This window comes from Bradyrhizobium sp. McL0615, assembly GCF_049993905.1.
Lineage (GTDB): Bacteria > Pseudomonadota > Alphaproteobacteria > Rhizobiales > Xanthobacteraceae > Bradyrhizobium.
In genome coordinates this window covers 4,432,396-4,449,461 of sequence record NZ_CP188254.1, presented here as the reverse complement: position 1 = coordinate 4,449,461, position 17,066 = coordinate 4,432,396, and the positions used below count along the sequence as shown (strand labels likewise).

Below are 17,066 nucleotides of genomic sequence, written 5' to 3'. Positions count from 1 at the left end.
GGAAATTCGTCTTGATAGCGAGAATCTAACCTCCGTTCACGGAGTGAGAACTGACGGGAAATGGTCCGCAGTCTTTGGTGCCAGTGGAGGATGCTCTACCGTCCATCAACACTCCGCCGTCGAGGTAGACGGTCGCCTCTATCTTGCGGTGGGTGATCAAGTGGTCTGCTTGAACCTTGTGACAGGTTTGAGGGAGTGGTCACGAAGCGTTGATGTGGCGACATGCTTCGGAGTCTATTGGGATTGCCTTCACGAAGCACTCATATCCCACGGCGAACTGCAGATTTCTCGTCTTTCGCTTACAGGCGAAGAGATTTGGAGCGCCGGCGGTGCTGACATTTTCACGGAAGGGTTCAGGTGCCTGGGTAACGGCATTGAGGTCATCGATTTCAATCGATCAGTGTACCTATTTGACTATCGAACCGGTACGCTTCTAGCCGGCTAATAGTTTGCGCTGGGCTACCACTTCAACTCCAGCCCGAGCGTGCCCTGGTGCGACTGCATCGCGGCGCGCAGTTTGGCATCATAGTTGACGTAGAGCCGCGCGGTATTGGTCAGGCTCAGCGAGGCAGAAGCGCCGGCATCGGCGCCGTACCGGCTCTCCCCGATACCCTGGAACGTGATGCTCTGCACGCCCTGACTCACCGTGATGTCGGAGAAATTCTGCACGAGGTTGTCGACGAACTTGCCGTAGCCCGACAGGTCGAGAATTTTGCCGTCAAAGATCCAGTAGTGGCCGATCTCCGCGCCGATCAACAGCCGCCCGCGCTGCACGGTGGCGCCCGTCGCCGTCACGGGATCGAGGCCCCCGATCTCCTGCAATGATCCGGTCTGGGCGCGGACGTATTCGAACGCCGCCTTGGGCACGATGCGGCCCTGGTCCCTGGTCCAGTAATAGCTGATCTCGCTCAGCACGCCGTCGAGCCGCGCATTATATCCGGCGGTCGCAATACCGAGCCCCGTGTCGCGGCGCGAATTGATGTTGCCGAAGCCGTGCACCACCGCGCTGGCCCAGGTCCACGGTCCGCTGTCGACGGAGGCGGTGAAACCGATCTGGGTCAGGTCGATCGTCGCCGATTGCAGCGCCAGCGGGATATCGATCGCCGAGCGGCTCTGGTCGACCGAGAAGCCGATATTGATGCCCGGCGCCACCCGCGCGCCGATCCCGGCTACGCCGCCCCAGGTCTTTCTGGTGTCGCCGACGAAATCGCCGACCGCGCCGTTCTTCGTATAGTTGCCGTAGCCTTCGAACCAGGTCCGGTAGCGCGGTGCTTCCGTGCTCTCCGAGGCACCGCCGCCGCCGGGGTTGGTCCGCTGCAGGCGATTGAAGCCGTTGCTCGACTGATTGCCCAGCCGTTCCAGGAAATTGCTGCCGAGATTGGTCACCGCCGCGCCCGACGACACCGCCGAATTGATCACCGTGGGCGTTGGACTGGGTGTCGGCGAAGGGGTCGGCGTCGGAGTGGGTGTGGGAGTCGGCGATTGCGCCTGCGCGGCGGACATAATGCCGATGAGAACGACCGCAATCGCGACCAGTCGCGCGAGCGTGCCCCTCGTCCCGATTTTTCGTGCCCGCGAAAGCCGCGATGAGCAGCGCATGCAATCCATTCCCAAAAAGGCAGAAGCGCGGGCCCAAAAAAATGCACAAATCCCGATCAACCGGAGCGATTTGCCCCCAGTTCGTGCGAAGGGTCAATCGGTTAGCCCCCCGGCCGGCCGCCGAATACGCACCATTGTGGTTCGGCTGCCACAGCCGGGGCGACACGGCGACGATGCTTCCGGCAGCCACCAAAGCTTGCGAACGCCCATCCCGGCATTCAGGCCGCGGCCCGGCAGCCCGCGATCTCGCTGAGCTCCGGATAGAACCTCGCGATCATCCGGCCGACATACCGCCGCAGATTGTCATGGCTTGCCGCCGCCCGCTGCAAATCCGATTCGAACAGCGGACAAATCGCACTGACCGCGAAGGCGAACATCGTAGCGTCGATACCGGCCGGCGTGCTGCCCATGAAGAACGGTTTGTCGCCGAGATAGGCCGCCATCGCATCGATTGAGCGGATTCCAATCGCGGTGATCTCGTCGGCGGAATGACGGCCGATCCCCTGCCCCTGCAACGTCTTGCGCAGGCGGCGGCGGATCATCGAGACGACGACGGGCCGGACCGGCGCAGGCACGCCCCTGAAGAAATTGACCGGCCCTTTGCGGAAATTGGCATCGATCATCCAGCGGAAATAGACGCTGGCCCAGTACAGATTGTCCTCCGCCATTTTCTCGAACGCCCAGGCGATCGCGAGTTGCTCGGAGGTAAGGCCCTGGTCGAAATCGATGCCGTATTTCTTTTCGAGGTGCCAGCGGATCAGCGTGGAGTCGCCGAGCAACTGTCCATCGTCTTCGATGTAGGGAATCTTGCCCTTTGGCGCCTTCGAAAAGCTCATCAGCGCCTTTTCGAACGGGAGTTTCGACATCCGCAGCAAGGTCTCAGCCTTGGTCACGAACGGGCTTGCGTCGGGAAGGCCGAAATTCGGCCCGGAGCCATAGAGCGTGATCATGGAACCTCAATGGATTTTGCGGAGCGCTTGTATCGCGCCCCGTCGCGCATACGAGCATAATATCAGATCGTCCGCGGCGAAATCAGGGTGCCGTCGCGATCGGTGCCGCCGTCGATCCTGCAGATGTCGCCTTCGAGGCGAAGCTTGCCGCTAGCAAGCAGCCGCAGCGCCTCCGGGTAGATACGATGCTCGATGCCGAGAATGCGCTGCGACAGCGTCTCGGCCGTGTCGTCATCGGCCACCATGACCGCACCCTGCATGATGATTGGGCCGGCGTCGGTTTCGGGGATCACGAAGTGCACGGTCGCGCCCGAGATCTTGACCCCGGCCTGCAACGCCTGGCCGTGCGGATCGAGGCCCGGAAAGGACGGCAGCAGCGAGGGATGGATGTTGAGCATCTTGCCGTACCAGCGCTGCACGAATTCGGCGGTGAACAGCCGCATGAACCCGCCGAGACAGATCAGCTCGACCTTGTTTTCATCCAGCGCCCGCTGCAGGACGGCCTCGAAGCCGGCGCGATCCTTGCCGAACGGCTTGCTCTCGATGACGACAGTCGCAATGCCGCTCGCTTCTGCCTTCGCGAGCCCGGCCGCATCGGCCCGGTTGGAAATGACGGCGACGATCTCGGCCGGAAACTCTGGGGCCTTCGCCGCATCGATCAGCGCGGCCATGTTGGATCCGCGCCCCGAGATCAGGATGGCGACACGGCGCTTCATTGCGAAAGATCGAGGTGACCGTTGTAGACCACGCGATGTTCACCCGCAGCCGGGATCACTTCGCCGAGCAGGGCGACGGTTTCGCCACTTGCGGTCAAAATTTCCGTCACCTGCTCGATCGCATCCGGCTTGACGATCGCGATCATGCCGATGCCGCAGTTGAAGGTGCGCAACAATTCGAGCTCGGCGATGCCGCCCTGCTCCGCCAGCCACTTGAATACCGGCAGCACCGGCAGCCGCGCCAGATCGATGCCGACGCCGAGATGCTTTGGCAGCACGCGCGGAATGTTGTCGGTGAAGCCGCCGCCGGTGATGTGGGCGAGGCCCTTGACGGCGCCGGTCTCGCGGATCGCGCGCAGGCAGGATTTGACATAGAGCCGCGTCGGCGCCAGCAGCGCGCCGCCCAGCGTCATGACCGGCGAGAACGGGGCCGGGGCATCGAAGCCGAGACCGGAGTTTTCCACGATCTTGCGGACCAGCGAAAAACCGTTGGAGTGCACGCCCGACGAGGCCAATCCGATCACGGCGTCGCCCACGGCGATATCGCCGCTCGGCAGCAGCGTGCCGCGCTCGGCGGCTCCCACCGCAAAGCCCCCGAGGTCGTAATCGCCGTCCTTGTAGAGCCCCGGCATTTCGGCGGTCTCGCCGCCGATCAGGGCGCAACCGGATTCCCGGCACCCCTCTGCGACGCCGGCCACAATGGCCGCAGCCGTTTCCGGGTCGAGCTTGCCGCAGGCAAAATAGTCGAGGAAGAACAGCGGTTCCGCGCCCTGCACCACGAGGTCGTTGACCGACATCGCTACCAGGTCGATGCCGATGCCGCCATGCAGGCCGGTCTCGATCGCGATCTTGACCTTGGTGCCGACCCCATCGGTCGCCGCCACCAGAATCGGGTCCTTGAAACCCGCCGCCTTGAGGTCGAACAGGCCGCCGAATCCGCCGATTTCGGCGTCGGCGCCGGCCCGGGCGGTGGCGCGGACCATCGGCTTGATGAGATCGACCAGGCGGTTGCCCGCATCGATATCGACGCCCGAATCCGCGTAAGTGAGCCCGTTTTTGCGGTCGATCATGCCCAAATTCCAGTATGATGACGGCTGGTTACGAGGAATTCCGCGATCCTGCAATGGCTCGCAAGCGCTTGGCGCATATACTATGTAGATAAGAACCGGCAGAACCCGCCAGGGGCCGGATTTGGGCCGGGAGCCGGGAAGCGACCGAGTTGAGTATTCCAAATATCATTACGCTGGGGCGCATCATTCTGGTGCCGGTCATCGTGTGGGCGATCGTTTCCAGCCAGATGGAGATCGCCTTCGCGATCTTCGTCATTGCCGGCGTCAGCGACGCCGTCGACGGCTTTCTCGCCAAGCGGTTCAACATGGCGAGCGAACTGGGCGCCCTGCTCGACCCGCTCGCCGACAAGGCGCTGCTGGTGTCGATCTTCGTGGCGCTTGGCATCTGGGGCGCGGTTCCGCGCTGGCTCGTCATCCTGGTAGTGTCGCGCGACATCATGATCGTCACGGCCGTGATCGTGTCGTGGCTGTTCGACAAGCCAATTCCGATGAAGCCGCTGATGGTGTCGAAGCTCAACACGGTGGCGCAGGTGGCGTTCGCGGCGCTGGTGCTGGGTTCGCTCGGGTTCAATTTCAAGCCGACGCCCTATGACGTGATCCTGATGGGTTTTGTTACGGTCTTTACTTTGGTTTCCGTCTCGCTCTATCTCGTCGAGTGGGTGCGGCACATGAGCACGATCGACGCGCGCTAACCGTCCTTGTTTTTTGACGCGTTTTCTTCACGCGAAACCGGTGCCCACTTCGCTTGAAAACGCTATGAAGGCTGTAAGATCCCGGCCTGGAGATTTGCGTGGCAGTTCGCGTTCAACCTCGTCAGCTTGCCTTTGCGCTGCCGCATGCGGAGAGCCTGACCCGCGACAATTTCCTGGAAGGGCCGGCCAATGAAGCCGCGCTTTCGCTAATCGAAAGCTGGCCGGACTGGCCGAACCGCATCATGCTGCTGGTGGGACCGGAGGGCTCGGGCAAGAGCCATCTCGCCGCGATCTGGGCCGAGCAGGCCGGCGCGCGCTCGATATCGGCGCATGCGCTCACCCCCACTACCGTCCCCGGCGCGCTCGCTACCGGTGCGCTGGTGGTCGAAGACCTGCGACCGGCCGACTTCGACGAACGCGCGATGTTTCACCTCCTGAACCTCGCGCGCGAGGATGAGGCCTTCGTCCTGATCACGGGGCGCGTTCCGCCCGTGGCGTTCGAGGTCGAGTTGCGCGATCTCAGGTCGCGGCTGCGCGCCGCCCCCGTCGTACCGCTATTGCCGCCCGACGACTTGCTGTTTCGCGGCCTGATCATCAAGTTCTGCGCGGACCGCCAATTGAGCATCGACGAGACGGTCGTGAGCTACCTCGTTACCCGGATCGAGCGCTCCTATGCCGCCGCCCGCCAGGCGGTGGACCTGCTGGATACCGAGGCGCTGCGGCTCGGCCGGCCGGTGACCCGGGCGCTGGCCGTGGAAGTGCTGCGCAACGCCTGATCGGCCTGTCCGTGCTCCTGCGGCCTTGACGGCGGCCTGAGGCGGAACATCAATGTCATTGAAACGTCATCGGCGTATCACATGCTGTGGGCCGCATCCCCCTAAACTAGCCCCGCGCCTCCCGAAGATGGACCAAAGCCTTATGGAATCGGCACAAGTTATTGAAATAAAAGAAAAAGAACCAATTGCCGAGGCTCCTCCCGCGATTGCCACGAGCCCGGAACGATTCATCAATCGGGAACTATCCTGGCTGCACTTCAACCGCCGGGTGCTCGAGGAATCGGTCAATCCGGGCCATCCCGTGCTGGAACGGGTACGATTCCTGTCGATTTCCGCCAATAACCTTGATGAGTTCTTCATGGTCCGCGTCGCCGGTATCAAGGCACAGGTCCGCGAAGGCATCGCCGAGCGTAGCCCTGACGGCATGACGCCGTCCGAGCAGCTCACCCTCATCAACAAGACGGTTTCGGAACTCGCCTCCGACCAGCAGGCGATCTGGCGCGATCTGCGCGCCACCCTGTCGGAGACGGGTATCACCCTTGTCGACGGCCACGACTTCACCAAGGCGGAGCGCGGCTGGCTCGAGGATCATTTCCTCCGCAACATCTTCCCGCTGCTGACGCCGCTGGCGATCGATCCGGCGCATCCGTTCCCGTTCATCCCGAGCCTCGGCTTCACCATCGCGCTGCAGTTGGCGCGGGTGTCCGACGGCAAGCCGATGAATGCGCTGATCCGCATGCCCGGCAAGATCGACCGCTTCATCCGCATGCCCGCGGGCAAGGACGGCGCGGTGCACCTGATCCCGCTGGAGCAGGCCACCGGCCTGTTCATCGGCCGCCTGTTCCCCGGCTACACCGTCAAGGGCCAGGGCGCCTTCCGCATCATCCGCGACTCCGAACTCGAAATCGAAGAAGAAGCCGAAGATCTGGTCCGCCTGTTCGAGAGCGCACTGAAGCGTCGCCGCCGCGGTTCGGTGATCCGCCTCGAGATGGAAGCCAAGATGCCTGAAGCGCTGCGCGGTTTCGTGCAGCAGGCGCTTTCCGCCGCCGACGACGAGGTGTTTCTGGTCGACGGCGTGCTGGCGATGAACGAACTCTCACAACTGACGCGGCTCGACCGGCCCGACCTCGAATTCACGCCCTACGTGCCGCGCCATCCCGAACGGGTGCGCGACCACGGCGGCGACATCTTCGCCGCGATCCGGCAAAAGGACCTCATCGTCCATCACCCCTACGAATCCTTCGACGTCGTCGTACAGTTTCTGCAGCAGGCGGCCCGCGATCCCGATGTCGTCGCCATCAAGCAGACACTCTACCGTACCTCGAATAATTCGCCGATCGTGCGCACGCTCGCCGAGGCTGCGGAAGCCGGCAAATCGGTGACCGCGCTGATCGAGTTGAAGGCGCGGTTCGACGAGGAAGCCAATATCCGCTGGGCGCGCGACCTCGAACGCGCCGGCGTTCAGGTCGTGTATGGCTTTCTCGAACTGAAGACCCACGCCAAGCTGTCGATGGTGGTGCGGCGCGAGGGCGGCAATCTCACGACCTATGTCCACACCGGCACCGGCAATTATCATCCGGTCACCGCGCGCATCTATACTGATCTGTCCTACTTTACCTCGGACCCGATCATCGGCCGCGATGCGGCGCGGGTGTTCAACTACATCACCGGCTATGCCGAGCCGAGCGACATCGAGCGGATGGCGGTGTCGCCGCTGACGCTGCGCAAGCGCATCATTGAACACATCAAGGGCGAGGCCAATCACAGCAGGCACGGCAAGCCGGGCGTGATCTGGATGAAGATGAATTCACTGGTCGACCCCGATGTCATCGACGCGCTGTACGAGGCCTCGCAGGCCGGCGTCTCGATCGAACTGGTGGTGCGCGGCATCTGCTGTCTGCGGCCGGGCATTCCGGGCCTGTCCGAGAACATCCGGGTCAAATCCATCATCGGCCGCTTCCTGGAGCACGGCCGCATCTACTGCTTTGGTATGGGGCAAGGCCTGCCCGGCCCGAAGGCGGCTGTGTATATCTCGTCGGCCGACATGATGCCGCGGAACCTGGACCGCCGCGTCGAAATCCTCTGTCCGTTGCAAAATCCCACGGTACATCAGCAGGTTCTCGAACAGATCATGGTCGCGAATCTGAAGGATACCGAGCAGAGCTGGCAGTTATTGCCGGACGGGTCCTCAACGCGTATGAAGGCCGCGAAAGGCGAAGAGCCGTTCAACCTGCACAACTATTTCATGACGAATCCGAGTCTGTCTGGCCGTGGAAAGTCTCTCAAGGAATCTTCGCCGCGCCGCCTCACGCGCCGTAACGAACGTCCGCCATCATCATAAGGAATTCCGGCTGTGAAGCGACCGCGCAAGCGCGCTTCCAGCGTCGCCGTCATCGACATCGGCTCGAACTCGGTTCGTCTCGTCGTCTATGAGACGATGGCGCGCAGCCTCGTCACCATCTTCAACGAGAAGGCGCTGTGCGGGCTCGGCCGCGAGGTGCAGAGCACTGGCCTTTTGGCCGAGGACGCTGTTGCCAAGGCGCTGACGGCGCTGCGGCGGTTCCGGGCGCTGTGTCGCATCCAGCAGGTCGGGCGTGTTTTCGCCATCGCCACCGCCGCCTGCCGCGACGCCAAGAACGGCCCCGACTTCATCGCCAAGGCCGAGCGCATCTGCGGCGCGGACATTGAAATCCTCTCTGGACCGCGCGAAGCAAAACTTTCCGCGCTCGGCGTCGTCTCCGGCATCCACAATCCCGACGGCATTGTCGGCGATCTCGGCGGAGGTTCGCTTGAACTGATCGACGTGCATCGCAACCGCGTCAGCAGCGGCGTCACGCTGCCGCTCGGAAGCCTGGCGCTGCAGGATCTGTCGCACAAATCGCTGAAGCGCGCCGAACGCATTGTCAGCACCAATCTGTCCGACGTGGCCCAGCTCAAGGCCGGCAGTGGCCGCACCTTCTACGCGGTCGGCGGCACCTGGCGTGCGCTGGCGCGTATCCACATCGTCCAGAGCGGCTATCCGCTGCGGGTGATGCATGGCTATGAGTTGCCGGCCGCCGACGCGCTCGATTTCGCCCGACGCTTGCGCCGGCTGGCGGCCGCCAACATGCTCGCCGATATCGAAGTGGTCGCCGATGCCCGGCGTCCGCTTCTGACCTATGCCGCGCTGGTGCTCGAATACATCATCCGCGTCGGCCGCCCGAAGACGATCGTGTTTTCGACCTTCGGTGTCCGCGAAGGTCTGCTCTATGAGATGCTGCCGCCGCAGGAGCGCGCCAAGGACGGCTTCATATGCGCGGCGCAGACCCTCAACGGGTTGCTGTCACGCTCGGCGCGTCACGCCGAGGAACTGGTGGCCTGGACCGATCGGCTGGTGCGCGTCGTAAAACTGCGCGAGACCGAGGAAGACCGCCGCCTGCGCCACGCCGCCTGCCTGCTGTCCGATGTCGGCTGGCGCGTGCATCCCGACCACCGCGGCGAGGAAACGCTGAGCCTGATCACCAACGGCAATTTCGGCTCGATCAGCCACCAGGGCCGCGCCTTCGTCGCGCTGTCGGTGTTCTATCGCTACGCCGGCCTCAGCGAAGAAAACGAACCGCCGACGCGGATCCGCGAACTGGTGCCGCCGGCCATGGATGAACGCGCCCGCCTTCTCGGCGCGGCGTTCCGCGTCGCCCATTTGATTTCGGCGGCGCGTACCGGCGTCTTGCCCGCGACGCATTTCCGCAGCCGCGGCCGCAAGCTGATGCTGGTGTTCGAACACCGTATGGTCGATCTCGTCGCCGACCGCGTCGGCAGCCGCTTCAAGCAACTGGCGCGGCTGGTCGGCCGAGCCGGCTCGATCGTGCGGAAGTAACGCCGAAAACGGCGGCGTTCCAGTGACACAAGCAAACATGCAGAGGCCGTACTGCCACGTCTGCTGTCGGGGTTGATCGGAAGTCGCCGTGCTCCGGCCAAACCGACGCGAATGCCTCCGACATGGGACTTTCACAGCGAAATTCAGCAAGATCGGCTACCGCCGGCTTGCCATCTAGGCAGCCTTTGCGGGCCTGACCGTGGTCGTCTTGGCCGATGTCGCGGGGCCCTTTGCCTTCACAAGAGCGGCGTGATCGAGGATAGTTTGTTTGGCATAGGCCATCGCGAAGGAAGCGATCGCATCGTCCAGCACCTCGCTCTTGCCGCAGTAGCCGGTAATCGCGGCCGGATCGCCTGATCGCGCGTGGGCGCGTGCGAGGGTACGGCCGCATAGCCGGGCGTAATCCGGGAATGCCGCCCCTTCGGTGATTTCGCTGACGCCGCCCAGCCTGCGGTTCTTCAGGGTCCTGACGTAGAACTGGCGTCCGGAATCCTCATCCTGCGTGTAGCCGAGGAAGATATCGCTGGCGGCCTGCATCATCTGCTGGCCATGTACAACGCGGCGGCCTTGGTGCCCTTTGTACCCAAGCTTGCCGCCAAGACGCTCCAGCACGGAATTCTGCGCTTGCTTAATCTGGAGGAACAGCGGTTCGTTGTCGCTGGTCAAAAACAGGCCCACGCAGCAGAAGGTCCCGACGGAACCGACGCCTACCGCCTTGAATGCCAGATCCTTCAACGTGAAGCGATCGAGCAGCTGCAGTCGATCCGGATTGAGGCCCTTGCGATACGCGGCGAGCAGTTGTTGGACGCCAAGCCTGTGTCGTGCATCGGCTTTGGGATCCAAATGGAAGATGGTCGGTGGCTTGTCGACGATCCTCGAATTGTCGCCGCTGACGAGATGCGGAAAATTGTCATCCTTTGACAGGCCCTCACCACGCGCCTTGGCGATCACGCCGACCAACTTGCGTCGCAGGCTCGCGTTGCCGATCTGGTCGATCTCGTGTTCGAGGTCGATCCGGCTGTGCCATATCTCCAGTGGAGAGAGTTTAGCCAGTGCGGCCATATGCGACCGATAGGCTTTGACGGTCGCAGCCGCCAAAGCCCGGGCCTGCTTTTTCGGCACGCCTGAGCCCAGTGCCGCGACCGCGACGCTGGCTGCAAGACGCTTGAGGTCGACGGTGAAATCTACATCGGGCAGCGTCTCGTCGAAATCGTTGACGTCGAAAAGGATGTTATTCTCGGGCGTGACGAACGCGCCGAAGTTCATCAAATGGCTGTCGCCGCCCGCCTGCACCGGAATTCCAGCCATCGGCTGGGCGGCAAGATCTGCCGCCATGACGGCGGCGGCCCCGCGCAGGAATGCGAACGGGTTGAGCGACATCCGCGCGTAGCGTTCCGGGACGAGCTCCGGGACCCGATCCCGATCGCTCTCGGCGAGGAGCGCAACGGCATTGCGCGAAAACGATCCCTTCAGGTCCGCATGCGCTTCACGCGGTGCCGTGTGGCGAAGCGCCTTTCCCTGCTTGAACCGTTCGGTGCGCGAACTCGAGGTCAGTGGCATTGGCAGGCCCTCCAACGAAAGGCGCCAATTATATATAGGGTTGCTCGATTGTAACAAGACGCCAAACTTGGCGCGGCAATCGGCGGCTGGAATGAGGCTGAGCCTAGTGACCAGGAGCATAGGATCAGGCCATCGGCGGCACTCCCGAGCTTGCCCCGTGGGAGACATTCGCCCATCGAGTTTGTGCGTTGCAGTGGCCAATCCCGTAGCTGCTGCGCTGCGGTTGCTGTAGAAAATGATGCCACTAGGTGCGAACCGGGGCCAGCATGAACCGACGCGGATTTATTCTGGGATTGGGCGTTTTCGCGGCGCTTACCGGCTTCGCTGTCTCGCCCGCCTTGGCTGACGGCAAGCGCGTGGCGTTGGTGATCGGTAACAGCACGTACAGGAACGTACCGACGCTGCCCAATCCAGCTAATGATGGAGCTGATATCGCCGCGGCGCTAAATCGTCTCGGCTTCGCCGTGACCCTTCTCACCAACGCCTCCTTTGACCAGATGCGGCGAGGCCTTATCGCGCTCGGGCGCGACGCGGCGGGCGCCGATATGGCGGCAGTATTCTTTGCCGGTCACGGCATGGAAATCAGCGGCGAAAACTGGTTGATCCCGGTTGATGCGGAATTGAAGAAGGACACCGACGCAGCGAACGAAGCCGTCAGCCTCCGCAGCGTGATTTTGCAGGTGTCGAACACCACGAGCCTCGGCCTTGTTATACTCGACGCCTGCCGCAACAATCCATTCGTTGCGAAGATGTCCCGGTCGCTGGCCCTGCGAGCGGTAATCGGCGCCGGCCTGAGCCGCATCGAGCCGGTCGGCAACGTGCTGGTCGCTTATGCCGCTCGAGACGGCACTACCGCTCTCGACGGAGACGGGCGAAACAGCCCGTTTACCGCGGCGCTCCTGCACAATATCGAAACGCCGGGGCTTGAGGTCACCTTCATGCTTCGCAACGTCCGCGACGACGTCATGGAGGTGACCAGGAACGAACAGCAGCCCTTCGTCTACGGCTCGCTCTCGCGCAGGGCGATCTATCTTGCGGGCCAGCCGTCGTCAGCCGACCAGGTGCCCACAAACCAGGCGAATGCTACGCCAGCAGACGCGAGTGCGCCATCGAGGGTAGCACCTGCGCCTTCTTCTCTCGCAATCGATCCAGCGTTGGTCGGGACTTGGGAAATCATGAGTGATCGCGGGACGTCGCGCTGGATCTGGCGCATCATGGGTGACGGCACTTACAAATTCCGCGCCGAAGGACCGCGCGCAGCGCCTGCGCATGAAGGCACCATCGCCGCCGTCAACGGCCACTGGTCGATCCACGCAAACAGGGGGCTCACCGGTTACGACGATGGCGGCTCCTACGAAATCCGCGATACGGCAGCGGTGATCACCGGCAAACTCGGCACCGGTTACTGGAAGCGGAGCCTGCAGTGACGCTCTGCTGCGCCAAAGATTCTTGGCTGACGTCAGCCTTGCAAATAAGCGGATAATATTGGTCAGGTCGCCTTGGCACCTTTGAGACATGCCCGCCTGTCCTGAGAATGTCCGTTCACCGGAGTAGACCGGAAGTCGCCGTGATCCGGTCAAACCGGCGCGAACGACCCAAGGCGGACATGGGCAGCGGCCCGCTTAAGTCCGCTTCCGACGCTTGGCTGACACGTGATTCGGGTTCGGTCGTGATCTCGCCATGTTGTCGCCCCGTTGCGCATGGAAAGCTCGCTGCCATGCTCGCCTTCAGGGTCATCTTCACCGGTGCGGCGATAGGTACGCTAATCCTGGTAGCGGTCCACCAACGCGCCTTGCGTCCGGCCGAGGTCGCCTCGCTCAAGCAACCGTACGAAGCGCCGGCGCTGGAGTCCGACCGCCTCGACGGTCTGGTCAAGCTACGCGAGCAGATGATGCAGGCCCGGCCGCAGCCCGAGCCGCCATTGCAGGAAGTCACGTTTGGCTCGATGCCTGATGTTGCTTCCGGTCCATCGTCGGCCCACGCCAAAGCAGGTGACGATTTGATCGGGACAAGATCGGTGCCGTTCGGTCACTATGATGCCACGCAAACGGCGCCGACAACGAGCGATGAGACCGGTGTTGCCTCCAACCCAGCGCCGGCGACGCAGGATTTCCAATATCTCATCTATTACGTCTGGTCCGAAGTGCCGCCCGCCGAGAAGCCGGCGGAGACCGTCCTGCGTTCGCTCAAGGACATCCCGGTCGGAACGCCGGTCGAGGAAATCAAACGTGCTTCCGACGCGTTCGGTCTCGACTTCAATTTCATGAAAGCGGTTGCCAAGATCGAGTCCGGTTTCAACCCCAATCAACGCACCGGGTCGTATATCGGCCTGTTTCAGCTGAGCGAATATGAGTTCAGCAAATTCGGCTTTGGGCAGATTCGCAGTCCCCGCGACAATGCCGTTGCGGCCGCATACAAGGTCATTACCGAAGGCATCCTGTTCGAGTGGATCACGCACCGGAAGCCGGACTTGAACGATCTTTACCTGATCCATCAGCAGGGCTGGGAAGGCGCCGCCGAGCACATCAGCCAGCCCGATCGCATCGCCTGGAAATCCATGTGCGCCACCAGCGAAGGCAGGGAGAAGGGCGAGAAGTGGTGCAAACGCGCGATCTGGGGCAACACCCTTCCGGCCCTCAAGAAGGCGTGGAAATCGGTGGACAAGGTGACATCGGAGGCGTTCGTCGGCATGTGGCGCACGCGGGTCGCTGAATTCTATTCGAAGTACATGGCGACCGCCGTCGCCGCAGAGGCGAAGCAGTAATTCCGTTGCGTGGTCGGCAGAAGCTGCCGCATCCCACCGCCCAGCCCGTCTCACTTCACGATTTAGAAATCGCCGCTAACGAGGTGTCGACCGAGTGCCGATGGCCACTCATGGCACCTTTGAGACATGCCGGCCTATCCTGAGAATGTCCGTTCACCGGGGTAGACCGGAAGTCGCCGTGGTCCGGTCAAGTCGACGCGAATGATCCAAAGCTGGCTTCGGATGTGAAGGGCAATGGTGCCTACGCTCGGCGAAGAGATCTTTATTTGTCGCGTGAAGCGGCTGCCGCGCTATAGCCGCCGCACGAACGCTTCGAGCGCCGCGTTGGTTTCTTTTGGCGCTTCCTGCTGCACCCAATGTCCAATCTGCGGGATAATGGTGGAGCCGCGGAAATCGGAGCAGGCGATGCCGGGGTCGGTGTAAAGGTCCACACCTGGAATGAAGGCGCGCACGGGATCGCGCTCGCCGGCGATGAAGGCCGATGGCTGCGTAATGCTGCGTCCGCTCAATTCGGCCAGTTCGGCGAAGTCGAGGGTCTGCGCACGGTATCGGTTGAGCGGGCCGCGAAAGCCGCCGGTCCGGAACGAATCGACATACACCGCCAGATCGCTCTCACTCATCCAGTCCGGAAAGAGCTGCGGATCGATGAGCCCATCCAGCAGCCTCGCCTCCGGCGGTTTCGGCTCGAGCCACTTGTTGTGGGGCGCCGCCCCGGACAGCGCGAAATATATCTTGCGCAGGGCACCCGCGATGTCCGCATCCAGTTCGGCCTCCGCAACGCCCTCTTGCTGAAAGTAGATCTGATAGAAAAAGCGCCCGTTGTAGATGGATCGGGCCAGTTCGATGAAAGGCGCGGGTCCGCGCGGACGGAACGGCACGCTGAGACCGGCCACCGCCCTGATCTTGTCGGGGTGAAGCAGCGCCGTGTGCCACACGATGGGCGCGCCCCAGTCGTGGCCGAACAGAACGGCGGGGCCATCTCCCACATGATCGATCACGGCCACGACATCAGACGCGAGCTGACGCAGCGCATAGGCCGAGATTTCTTTTGGCTTCGAGCTTCGCCCATAGCCGCGCACGTCGAGCGCGGCCACCCGGAAGCCCCGGGCCGCGAAGTGCACCATCTGGTGCCGCCAGGAATACCAGAGCTCCGGGAATCCATGTACGCAGACGATCAACGGGCCCGAGCCGATGACCGCCACATTGAGCTCGATCGCCCCGTTCTTCACGGTGACAAAGTCCATCACGCTCCCCCACATCGCTCCGTCACATCAGCGCCCTCACGCGCACCGCGAGCGCCGGCTCGCGCAGCGCGGCGTGCGGCTTGAGCAGTTGCGAGACTTCCGCCGTTAGCCGGTGCACCTCGGGATCCTGCGCGGCGAGCTTGGTCATGGCCATACCGTATTGCAAACGCTGCGCGAGGTCGGGCGGGCGAACGCCGCGCGTGGCGGGATAGACGAAATCGCTGACGGCAACGCCCCACGGCGTCGCGATGGTGTCCTGGATGGCGGCGAAGAAATTCTGCGCCAGCCGCTCCATGGGAACATCTTCCGCCAACAACCGGTCCAGGATCACGGCTTCCTGTGCTGCCACGCTCATGCCCTGTCCGAAGACCGGATTAAAGCGGCAGAGGGCATCGCCGATCGCGAGCAGCCTTGCCGGGAAGGACTCCAGGCGCTCGAAATGCCGTCGCGTGCTGCAAGGCAGCTGGTAGCGGACGATATCAGTCACCGGTCGGGCGTCCCTGACCGCGTCATAGATGGTCGGGGTGCGCAGGCTCCTGACGAAATCCATGAATCCCGCGCGGTCGCCCGGAGGCGCATCGCCATGATTGCCTCCGATGGAAAGTAGCCATCGCTGCTTCTCGATCGGAAACAGGAACGCTCCACGACTGCTGGCGGGCGCGGACGGCAGGATGATATTGCCCAACCAGTCGGCATTGTGATCGATCGGTCGCTCGACGATGGTGCTCGCATATGCCTGATCCATGCCGATCTCGGTTTCTTCGGGCTTCGGCAGAGAAAGCCCTTCGAGCAGCTTCAGCGTCAGGCCGCAGCGGCCGGAGGCTTCAACCACCAGGTCGGCTTCCAATGTCACAGGCCCATCTTCGCTATCATACCGGACCGCCTCGATCCGCGTTGCATCAAGAGATGCGACAAGCCCGGTCACGCGGGAGCGCACGCAAATATCGATGTTTGGAGTCTGCAGAACGCGTCTTCGGGTAACGGCTTCGAGCAGTGGGCGTGACATACTAAAATTATCGAGGCCGAGATCGCGAATGGGGAATGGATCGTAGCCGGGTCGCTCGAATCGGATGTCCTTCCCGGTACGGACCTTCACGGCGCCGGCTTCCGCCAGATCCTTCTCAAATCCCGGAAACAGCGTCTGCAGAGCTTGCAGTCCGCCGGCAAGCAGCATGTGGCCATGCTGGCATTGGGGTGTGCCGCGCCGCGGCGCGGGCTCGGCGGGCAGCACGTCCCGCTCGATCATCGTGACCTTCGCGAAATGCCTGGAAATCGCCTGAGCGGCGGCAAGGCCGGCCATGCCAGCGCCAATAACCACGGCATGACCTCGTGCAGGATATGCCATCGTCTTCCTCCTGGAAGGGAAAATGTCAAACGGGATCAAAACGGATCAACCGACAGGTGCGACCGACCGCGGCCGCTCCCGGGTAACCAAGCTTACCTGATCCTTTTTGGGGCGATGGTGAACGGCGTCACAAGTTTGGGTTCCGAGCCCATCGTCAGGTCAGCTCAACCAGTTGCAGACAGCGGCTAGATTACACTGGCTCCTGCTTGTCCGGGCTCGGCTTTCGTCACAGACACCTTTCCAAGCTCCACCCCTTTCACCAGCGCATAGATCGCCGGAATCACGATCACGGTCAGCAGCGTCGACGAGATCATCCCGCCGATCATCGGCGCGGCGATGCGCTGCATGATCTCCGAGCCGGTGCCGGTGCTCCACATGATCGGCAGCAGCCCCGCCATAATCGCGACCACCGTCATCATCTTCGGACGCACCCGCTCCACCGCGCCTTCTAGGATGGCGTCGTCGCCCGGTGTTGGCCGACGACGCCCTGGTTG

13 protein-coding genes and 1 pseudogene are annotated in these 17,066 nt (G+C 62.8%); 6 read left to right on the top strand and 8 right to left on the bottom strand.

All coding sequences use genetic code 11. From position 1 onward, the window contains the following. Window positions 1-459: 459 nt before the first annotated feature. The 4 genes from ACPPVP_RS20965 to purM form a co-directional block, all read right to left on the bottom strand. The gene (locus ACPPVP_RS20965) at window positions 460-1,599 is read right to left on the bottom strand and encodes an autotransporter outer membrane beta-barrel domain-containing protein (protein ID WP_426523970.1); all 1,140 of its coding nucleotides are present in this window, start codon (window positions 1,597-1,599) and stop codon (window positions 460-462) included. A gap of 218 nt (window positions 1,600-1,817) precedes the next feature. Then, the gene (locus tag ACPPVP_RS20960) at window positions 1,818-2,549 is read right to left on the bottom strand and encodes a glutathione S-transferase family protein (RefSeq protein ID WP_426523968.1); all 732 of its coding nucleotides are present in this window, start codon (window positions 2,547-2,549) and stop codon (window positions 1,818-1,820) included. Window positions 2,550-2,611: 62 nt separating this feature from the next. Then, complete coding sequence (gene purN, locus ACPPVP_RS20955; protein WP_426523966.1) at window positions 2,612-3,265, bottom strand: phosphoribosylglycinamide formyltransferase; 654 nt, start codon at window positions 3,263-3,265, stop codon at window positions 2,612-2,614. Further along, entirely contained in the window at window positions 3,262-4,335 is a 1,074-nt protein-coding gene (gene purM, locus ACPPVP_RS20950; RefSeq protein ID WP_426523964.1) for a phosphoribosylformylglycinamidine cyclo-ligase, read from the bottom strand. The genes purN and purM overlap by 4 nt, the downstream gene beginning before the upstream one ends. Before the next feature lie 149 nt (window positions 4,336-4,484). Between purM and ACPPVP_RS20945 the strand changes: the two genes are divergently transcribed. From ACPPVP_RS20945 to ppx, 4 genes are all read left to right on the top strand, one after another. After that, entirely contained in the window at window positions 4,485-5,027 is a 543-nt protein-coding gene (locus ACPPVP_RS20945; RefSeq protein ID WP_426523962.1) for a CDP-alcohol phosphatidyltransferase family protein, read from the top strand. 98 nt (window positions 5,028-5,125) lie between these two features. After that, window positions 5,126-5,803, top strand: a complete 678-nt coding sequence (locus ACPPVP_RS20940) for a chromosomal replication initiator DnaA (RefSeq protein WP_426523960.1) — start codon at window positions 5,126-5,128, stop codon at window positions 5,801-5,803. A 142-nt stretch (window positions 5,804-5,945) separates the two neighbouring features. Then, window positions 5,946-8,144 carry an RNA degradosome polyphosphate kinase gene (locus ACPPVP_RS20935; protein ID WP_426523958.1) on the top strand — a complete coding sequence of 733 codons (2,199 nt, stop codon included), beginning with the start codon at window positions 5,946-5,948 and terminating at the stop codon, window positions 8,142-8,144. A gap of 12 nt (window positions 8,145-8,156) precedes the next feature. Then, window positions 8,157-9,659, top strand: coding sequence for an exopolyphosphatase (ppx, locus tag ACPPVP_RS20930; protein ID WP_426523956.1), 1,503 nt, complete (start codon window positions 8,157-8,159; stop codon window positions 9,657-9,659). A gap of 174 nt (window positions 9,660-9,833) precedes the next feature. Here ppx and ACPPVP_RS20925 read toward each other — a convergent pair whose 3' ends face one another. Beyond that, window positions 9,834-11,219 (bottom strand): DUF2252 domain-containing protein, encoded by a 1,386-nt coding sequence (locus ACPPVP_RS20925; protein ID WP_426523954.1) that lies wholly within the window; start codon window positions 11,217-11,219, stop codon window positions 9,834-9,836. Window positions 11,220-11,485: 266 nt separating this feature from the next. Between ACPPVP_RS20925 and ACPPVP_RS20920 the strand changes: the two genes are divergently transcribed. Both ACPPVP_RS20920 and ACPPVP_RS20915 read left to right on the top strand, forming a co-directional pair. Continuing rightward, window positions 11,486-12,646, top strand: coding sequence for a caspase family protein (locus tag ACPPVP_RS20920; protein ID WP_426523952.1), 1,161 nt, complete (start codon window positions 11,486-11,488; stop codon window positions 12,644-12,646). Window positions 12,647-12,936: 290 nt separating this feature from the next. After that, complete coding sequence (locus tag ACPPVP_RS20915) at window positions 12,937-13,983, top strand: transglycosylase (protein WP_426523950.1); 1,047 nt, start codon at window positions 12,937-12,939, stop codon at window positions 13,981-13,983. A gap of 290 nt (window positions 13,984-14,273) precedes the next feature. On the opposite strand, the gene ACPPVP_RS20910 is transcribed toward ACPPVP_RS20915, so the two are convergent. From ACPPVP_RS20910 to ACPPVP_RS20900, 3 genes and pseudogenes are all read right to left on the bottom strand, one after another. After that, the gene (locus ACPPVP_RS20910) at window positions 14,274-15,227 is read right to left on the bottom strand and encodes an alpha/beta fold hydrolase (protein ID WP_426523948.1); all 954 of its coding nucleotides are present in this window, start codon (window positions 15,225-15,227) and stop codon (window positions 14,274-14,276) included. 22 nt (window positions 15,228-15,249) lie between these two features. Then, complete coding sequence (locus ACPPVP_RS20905) at window positions 15,250-16,527, bottom strand: NAD(P)/FAD-dependent oxidoreductase (protein WP_426523947.1); 1,278 nt, start codon at window positions 16,525-16,527, stop codon at window positions 15,250-15,252. A 230-nt stretch (window positions 16,528-16,757) separates the two neighbouring features. Further along, a pseudogene (locus ACPPVP_RS20900) lies at window positions 16,758-17,054 on the bottom strand (efflux RND transporter permease subunit); the annotation flags it as partial. Window positions 17,055-17,066: the final 12 nt, after the last annotated feature.